Raw genomic sequence first — 7,818 nt, forward strand, 5'->3', positions numbered from 1 at the left:
GCCCAGCTTCAGGCGCGGTTGCAGGCCTTGCTCGGCATTGCGCCGGGTAAACACCTGGATCACCCCGCCGATGGCATCGCTGCCGTAGATCACCGAGCGCGAGCCGCGCAGCACTTCCAAACGCTCGATCTGGTCGACGTTCAGGTATTGCAGGCCGCTGTCGCCGGAGGTGGTGTTGGCAATGCGCTGGCCGTCCACCAGCACCAGGCTCTGGGCGGACTTGGTGCCGCGCAGGTAGATCCCCGGCAAACTGCCACGCCCGCCGGTTCGCGCCACTTGTACGCCGGGCACGCGGCTGAGCAGGTCGGTGAGGCTGGTGGGTTGCAGGCGGTCGATGTCGTCGCGGGTGAATACGGTATTGGCGGCGCTGCTGTCGTTGCGTGCCTGGACCTGGCGGTTGGTGCTGATGACCACATCGGGGAGTTTGAGGGCGTCGTCGCGGGTCTCGGCGAGCAACTCAGGTGCGGGCAGCAGCAGCAGGGCAAGGTACAGACGTTTCATGGGCTGTCCATAGCGTTTGAAGATGGCAAAAATCAAATGTGGGAGGGGCAAGCCACCTCCCACAGTTTGATGCGATTTCTACCGGGAGAGCAGCGCCATGCGCGCGCGCACCGATGCTTCGATCCCCGCTTCGTCCAAGCCACACTCCGCCAGCATCTGCGCCGGCTTGGCGTGTTCGACGTAGGCATCGGGCAAGCCCAGGTGCAGCACCGACTTGAGGATGTTCTCCCGCGCCAGGAACTCACTGACCGCCGCACCGGCACCGCCCATGATGGCGTTCTCCTCAACGGTCACCAGCAACTCATGGCTACCGGCGATCTCGCGCACCAAGGCTTCATCCAGCGGTTTGACGAAACGCATGTCGATCACGGTCGCGTCGATCTTTTCGGCGACTTTCAGCGCTTCGGCCAATTGCACGCCAAACACGAGGAACGCGACCTTGTTGCCCTGGCGCCGCACGATGCCTTTACCGATGTCGATCGGCTCAAGATCTTTTTCGATCAGCGCATTCGGACCATTCCCACGCGGGTAACGCACGGCGGCCGGGCCGTTGTACAGGTGGCCGGTGCTGAGCATCTTGCGCAGTTCGTTTTCGTCGCTGGGCGTCATCACCAGCATGCCGGGGATGCAGCGCAGGTACGACAGGTCGAAACTGCCGGCGTGGGTCGGACCGTCTTCGCCTACAAGCCCAGCGCGGTCGATGGCGAACAGCACGTCGAGGTTCTGTACCGCCACATCGTGAATAAGCTGGTCATAACCACGTTGCAGGAACGTGGAATAGATCGCTACCACCGGCTTGGCGCCTTCACAGGCCATGCCCGCGGCGAAGGTCACTGCGTGTTGCTCGGCAATCGCGACGTCGAAGTAACGCAGCGGGAAACGCTCGCTGAATGCCACCAGGTCGGAGCCTTCCTTCATCGCCGGGGTAATGCCCACCAGACGCGAGTCGGCGGCGGCCATGTCGCACAGCCATTCGCCGAACACACCGGAGTACTTCGGCCCGCTGGCCTTTTTCGGCGCGGCGGCGGGGGCGTCCACCGGTTCCAGCTTGGTGATCGCGTGGTAGCCAATCGGGTCGACTTCCGCCGGGGCGAAGCCTTTGCCTTTCTTGGTGACGATATGCAGGAACTGCGGGCCCTTGAGGTCACGCATGTTACGCAGCGTGGCGATCAGGGTCGGCAGGTCATGGCCGTCGATAGGGCCGATGTAGTTCCAGCCCAGCTCTTCGAACAGGGTGCCGGGGACCAGCATGCCCTTGGCATATTCTTCGGTACGTCGGGCAATTTCCCACGCGCCGGGCAGACGCGAGAGCACCTTCTTGCTGCCTTCGCGCATGCTGGCGTAGGTACGACTGGAAAGAATCTTTGCCAAATAATTCGACAGGCCGCCGACGTTGCGCGAGATCGACATGTCGTTGTCATTGAGGATCACCAACATGTTGGCATCCACTTCCGGCGCATGGTTCAGCGCTTCGAAGGCCATGCCGGCAGTCAGTGCGCCATCACCGATCACCGCAATCGCCTTGCGATCGCTGTTTTGCAGACGGGCGGCAATCGCCATGCCCAGCGCTGCACTGATCGAGGTGCTGGAGTGGCCGACGCCAAAGGTGTCGTACTCGCTCTCCGACCGGCGTGGGAAGGCAGCAACGCCGTCCTTCTGGCGCAGGGTGGCCATGCGCTCGCGGCGGCCCGTGAGGATCTTATGCGGATACGCCTGATGGCCCACGTCCCACACCAGCCGGTCGTCCGGGGTGTCGAACACGTAATGCAAGGCGATGGTCAGCTCGATGACGCCCAGGCCGGCACCGAAATGCCCACCGGTCTGGCCGACCGTGTAGAGCAATTCCAGGCGCAGTTCATCGGCCAGGGTTTCCAGCTCGGCTTCACCCAGACGACGCAGGCCGTCCGGCGTGGCAGCACGGTCGAGCAGGGGCGTGGACGGGCGCTTGCGGGGAATCTCTTGAAACGTCGTGGGCATCAGGCGAATCGTTATAGGTATAAGAAGAGGCGGCAGTTTACCTCAAGCATCGCGAACTGCCCACGCAGAGCGCCGAACTTGGCCGATATACGGCGGCAATGGCCGCCGTTTTCAGTGGCGGCGTTCGACGATATACCGAGCCAGGTCACGCAGCGGCTCGGCTGCCGCGTCGAAAGGTCGCAGGGCGTCCAGGGCCTGGTCGCGCAGTTCCAGGGCGTATGCCTTGGCAGCATCAAGCCCAAGAAGCGCAGGATAAGTCGGTTTGTCCCGTGCGATATCGGCACCTTGGCGCTTGCCCAGGGTGGCGGTGTCACTTTCCACGTCGAGAATGTCGTCCTGCACCTGGAACGCCAGGCCGATGGCTTGGGAATAGGTCTGCAATGCCGCCAATCGGGCCGCGTCGGCACGGCCGCTGGCCAGGGCGCCGAGGTGCACGGCGGCTTCGATCAGCGCGCCGGTCTTGTGGCGATGCATATGTTCAAGGGCTTGCTGATCCAGCTTGAGACTGACCGAACCCATGTCGATTGCCTGCCCGCCGACCATGCCAGCCGGCCCTGCCGCGTGGGCCAGGGCGGTGACCATGCGCAGGCGGATCTCGGCGTTGACGCTGCTCAAGCGCGGGTCCAGCAGTGCGCTGAACGCCAGGCTCTGCAGGCCGTCACCGGCCAGGATCGCATAGGCTTCATCAAAGGCTTTATGGGTGGTGGGCTGTCCGCGACGCAGGTCGTCGTCGTCCATTGCCGGCAAATCGTCGTGTACCAGGGAATAAGCGTGGATCAACTCCACCGCACACGCCGCGCCGTTGGCCTGCTCGGCAGGCGCACCGAGGGCTTCACAGGCTGCGTACGCCAGCAACGGGCGCACACGCTTGCCGCCATTCATCACGCTGTAGCGCATGGCGGCATAGAGGCGATTCATTTCCGGGCTGGGCGCAACAAACAAGGGCTCCAGCGCCGCATTCACCCGGGCTTGGCTACTGGCCTGATACGCGTCGATCATTCGGGTTGTTCCGCATCGAAAGGTTCTTCGGCCAACTCCCCATCACGCTCCAGCAACACCTGCACCTTCTGCTCTGCCTGCGCCAGCGCGCTCTGGCAGTCGCGAGTCAGGCCGATGCCTTGCTCAAACGCTGTCAGTGAGTCCTCCAGCGACAACTCGCCGTTCTCCAGACGCTCGACCAGGGTTTGCAGGTCGGCGAGGGATTGTTCGAAATCGAGTGCAACTTTTTTGCGGGCCATGGCGGCTATTCCGGTAGACGGTAAACCGGCGGGACACTAGCAGACATGGGGATTGTGGGCAAATGAGTGGGGCATTAGTCGCGTGTTGTATTGACTTGATAACGCGTGCGGTGGCGGCTTACCTGACCGTCTGTCGCCGTGCCAGTGACGAGCACACCGAGCCGACATTCAACTGCTCACCCTCAATCGCCGAGCATGCCCAACAACTTGCCTTGGGCTTGTCCACACTCGCACAGCAACGCCGCGGGGCGACCGGGTTGCCAGTGGAAGTGCGGCCAGATTCAGTGCGGATGAGCCATGGCGGAATGCCTGGGGTGCGTGAGCCGAATAAAAAGGTTATTCGGCTCATTTGGTGAGCCGATTGTGCTTCGGATTCGGCTCGGGATCTAATTTGAGGGACGATTCTGGGTGCTTCTTCTAGTTGTTGGAGCTTTGCGCAATATGCCTCGTCACAAACCGCATCACCCACAATAATTATCTTATCGTCGGCGACTTTTATGATTTTCCTGATCGGTCGTGAGGTTGCCAAGTTCGGGCGGTTGTCCGCAAATTCAATGCTTTTGTGCAGTTTGTTCCAGGTAATGGCTTCCTGAAAGGCTATGTTTTCATTGGTTTTTCTAACAATGGAACCGTGGTCATATGTGGGTAGAATATCAAAGTTAATATTCTGGGAGCTCTGCTCCGTAATTAGCTCGTCATCAAAATAGCTCATTTTTTTCGCGAGCCTTCCAAGTGGGTCATAACGGTAATTAGCGGTTTGCCCATTAGGACTGTTGATCAGTGTTTCATAACGTTGGGTGGTCGCTCAAACTTGGATTTTTGGTCTGGAGAGGTTATTGCGTTTTGAGTCATATCTTTTCAACGCTGTATCCGTCTGAGATCACTGTAAAAATAATCTCTTTACTGAGGGCTGCCTTGAAGCAGTAACTTTTCGTATCTTGCAGAGGGGCAATGCATTTTGCGTCTTGCGAAAGGGTAAAGTGTTCTTCTTCAAAAAGGCCATCTGTTTCGACTCCAATCGCACTATTGCTTTTGAATTCCATGGGGTTGTAAAAGGTGATTAGTAGGAATTCATCTTTCTGGTTGGTAAAAACCACCAGTAATTCGTTACGCTTGCACGTTACTTGTTGAATGGTTCCCTTCGAAACTTCAAGTGCTTCTGTTTCAGGTGTTTTTCTGTTCAAGGGTTGATTGGGTTTCCAGAATTTCAGATCTGAAAAGTGTCTCTCTATATCATCCAGTTCATCATCGCCGAGAGAGTCATCAAAGTGTTGAGAAATTATCGTACGTACCTTTGATAGCCGCTGGGTAACGGCGCAATCATCGATAAAGTCAGTGGTCGCTTTGCGATATTCTTCTAGGGCGCCAGGCTTTTCAGCATAAAAGCTGCCCATTTTATGTAGGGATATTAGTATGTATTCAATTTCTTTGAGAGCATCAAGTGCTTCTTTTCCGGTAAGAACTATTTTTTGATTTTGCTCTAGCATTACTTTCTCCTCGTAAAGGTAGGATTGTTTAATGTCAGGTTGCCTTTTATGGTTAGCTCCATGGTGCTGTACCTGGGGTTTTTTACCAGTTCTAGTTGTGACTCATGTACGTCCGTCTCAATGTAATCTCGGCCTTTGCTTTTGTCGATCTGATATTTTTCCTGTGCGTCTCTAGGACTTAGCACTTTGCTCTTTGCAGGTTCAAGATAGACTCTGTTGTTATCTTGGGCCAATATCACTCCTGTTTTTTCAATGCCTTTTGAGCCTGCTCTGCTAGTGTAATGCCGTACTCTAACGATGGTTTCTTGTTTTGACGCGGGAGCGGGGAGGGTTGGCTCGCCATTGTCAGCTTTTGTGTGCTTTGTTGAGCTCTCAGCGTTGTGTGATGGCTTACATCCATCGCCACCTGGGCAATTGCTCAACCCCAACGGATCCACCCACCCGGTTGGATTCGGCACGTACTGATACGCGTTGATTCCACCCGCCAACTTCACCGGATCCGGCGTCAGGTAACGACCAACATCCGGATTGTAGTAGCGATGACGGTTGTAGTGCAGTCCGCTTTCCGGGTCGAAGTACTGACCTTGGAAGCGCAGCGGGTTGTCGATTTTACCTTTGTCGAGGCGGGTGATCTGGCCGTAGGCGCGGTAGTGCGCGGACCAGACGATGTCGCCGTCTGGGTCGGTGAGTTCCTGTGGCGTGCCGAGGTGGTCGAGTTGGTAGTGGTAGGGCTGGGTTTCGCTTGGCCCAAAGCCTTCCAGCAGCGCCAAAGGGCGGAAGCTGTCGGGTTCGTAGATATAGCTTCGGTGTCGATCTGCATGGTGCTCGGCGATCAGCTTGTCGCCTTGCCAGAAAAACTCCGTCGTTACACCTTCAATGGTCTTGCTGATACGCCGTCCAAACGGGTCGTAGCGGTAGCTGGCGGTTTGCCCGTTGGGTTGTGTAACGCCGATCAACCGGTGCTGGCAGTCGTAGCGGTATTCGGTGACGAGTTGATGGCCTTTGCCACGGCGTTCACCGATCAGGTTGCCGAAGGCGTCGTAGTCGTAATGCCGGTCGCCCTGGATCATCAGGCGGTTGCCGGCGACGATGTCCGGGCCGGGGCGGTCTTGCATGAGCAGGTTGCCCGCCGGGCTGTGGCCGAAGCGTTCCTGCAGGTCTTGGGAGTGGTCGGCGCGGGTCAGGCGATTCAGTGGGTCGTAGTGGTAGTGGTGTTCGCCTTTGCGGGTGTCGTTGAGGCGGGTGAGGTTGCCGGATTTGTCGTAGTCGTAGTGGCGTTGGAGCAGGTGGTGTTCTTGCTGTGTTACGGCATGGGCGTGCAGGCGCTGTTGGTCGTCGTAGTGGTAGTGGCTGAGCAGTTGGCCTTGTTGGCGCTGGTGTTCCTGGCCTGCTTTGAATAGATGCGAGGTAAGGGTTTTACCGTTAAGTTCGACGGTGGCGAGATGACCGCCCTTGGCATGGTTGAACGCCACACGATTGTTGTCCGGCAGGCGCAGGTGTTGAAGTTGGCCGCAGGCGTCATAGCCATAGCGCAAGGTGCCCCAGCCTTGGTGTTCGGCGGTGAGGCGGTTCTGTACGTCATACTCGTAGGCCAGCGCCCAGTGACCGTCGTCGACGCTGAGGAGATTGTCTTGGCGGTCGTAGGCGTAATCGACTTTGTTGCCGTCGGGGAGGGTTTTTCTTACGAGACGACCGGCGTAGTCGCGCTCGTAACGAGTCACTAGCTGACTGCCATCATCGCCGTATTCAGTTTTTTCTCGCAGGTTGCCGTTGAGGTCATAGACGTAGGCCGTGCGTTGCCCATCAAAGCCGATTTCCTGCTGGATCAGGCCGTTTGCGTGGTAATCCAGCCGGTAGGTTTCGCCAACTTCGTTTTCAATCTCGGTCAGCAGCAACCGCACGTTGTCGTAGCGGTATTTGACCTGGCTGCCGTCGGCATTGATGCGGCGGCTGATCAGGTGCAGGCCGTCGGCGTATTCGTAGCGGGTGACGTGGCCCAGTTCATCGCGTTCGGCGGTGATTTTTCCGTAGGGGTTGTAGCTGTATTCCCTGCACGCGCCGCCGGGCAGTACGAGGCGAGTCAGCCGACCGACAGCGTCCCACTGGTATTGGGTCAGCGCGCCTTGTTCATCCTCACGGGCAATCTGCCGGCCCAGGTCGTCGTAGCGATAGCGCTTGATGCCACCATTGGGCAGTTGTTCTTCAAGCAACTGGCCGCGTTCATTCCACACCAGTCGCTGGCAACTGTGATCCGGGTACCACACCCCAATCAGTTGCCCGTATTTGTTGTAGCTGTAGTCCGTCACATGACCGTCGGGATCGGTCCTGCGCGTCACGTCGCCCTGATCGTTGCGCTCGTATTTCCAGACCGCTGAGCCTCGCCTTACAACCCGTACGAAGCCATTGTCATGCTCGTAGGATGTCGGCTCATCGTCCCCCGGAAACAACGCCACCAAGCGTCCGGCATCGTCGTACTGATACGCCGTCACTGCCCCGAGCGGGTCCTGTTCGACCGTCAGCCGACCCTTGTCATCGTAAGATTTGAAGTGCTCGGCACCGTCCGGATCAATGCGCTGCACCAGCCGTGCGCGGTCATCATGGACATACACTTCCTG

At 58.1% G+C, this 7,818-nt stretch carries 6 protein-coding genes and 1 pseudogene; all 7 read right to left on the reverse strand.

Annotated features, from left to right (window positions below):
• Window positions 1-501: TonB-dependent receptor (locus tag IQK56_RS17790; RefSeq protein ID WP_193901765.1), on the reverse strand; the 501-nt coding region annotated here is incomplete at its 3' end.
• 78 nt (window positions 502-579) lie between these two features.
• The gene (dxs, locus tag IQK56_RS17795; protein WP_193864160.1) at window positions 580-2,478 is read right to left on the reverse strand and encodes a 1-deoxy-D-xylulose-5-phosphate synthase; all 1,899 of its coding nucleotides are present in this window, start codon (window positions 2,476-2,478) and stop codon (window positions 580-582) included.
• A gap of 111 nt (window positions 2,479-2,589) precedes the next feature.
• On the reverse strand, window positions 2,590-3,477 hold the full coding sequence (gene ispA / locus IQK56_RS17800; protein ID WP_193864159.1) for a (2E,6E)-farnesyl diphosphate synthase: 888 nt from the start codon (window positions 3,475-3,477) through the stop codon (window positions 2,590-2,592).
• Entirely contained in the window at window positions 3,474-3,716 is a 243-nt protein-coding gene (locus tag IQK56_RS17805; protein WP_003176346.1) for an exodeoxyribonuclease VII small subunit, read from the reverse strand. The genes ispA and IQK56_RS17805 overlap by 4 nt, the downstream gene beginning before the upstream one ends.
• 133 nt (window positions 3,717-3,849) lie before the next feature.
• Window positions 3,850-3,997, reverse strand: a pseudogene (locus IQK56_RS17810) (DUF4172 domain-containing protein); the annotation flags it as partial.
• A gap of 567 nt (window positions 3,998-4,564) precedes the next feature.
• On the reverse strand, window positions 4,565-5,203 hold the full coding sequence (locus IQK56_RS31205; RefSeq protein ID WP_246500242.1) for a hypothetical protein: 639 nt from the start codon (window positions 5,201-5,203) through the stop codon (window positions 4,565-4,567).
• The coding region (locus IQK56_RS17820) for an RHS repeat-associated core domain-containing protein (RefSeq protein WP_193901766.1) at window positions 5,203-7,818 on the reverse strand (2,616 nt) is incomplete at its 5' end. The genes IQK56_RS17820 and IQK56_RS31205, both read right to left, overlap by 1 nt.

The organism is Pseudomonas cyclaminis (genome assembly GCF_015163715.1).
Classification (GTDB): domain Bacteria; phylum Pseudomonadota; class Gammaproteobacteria; order Pseudomonadales; family Pseudomonadaceae; genus Aquipseudomonas; species Aquipseudomonas cyclaminis.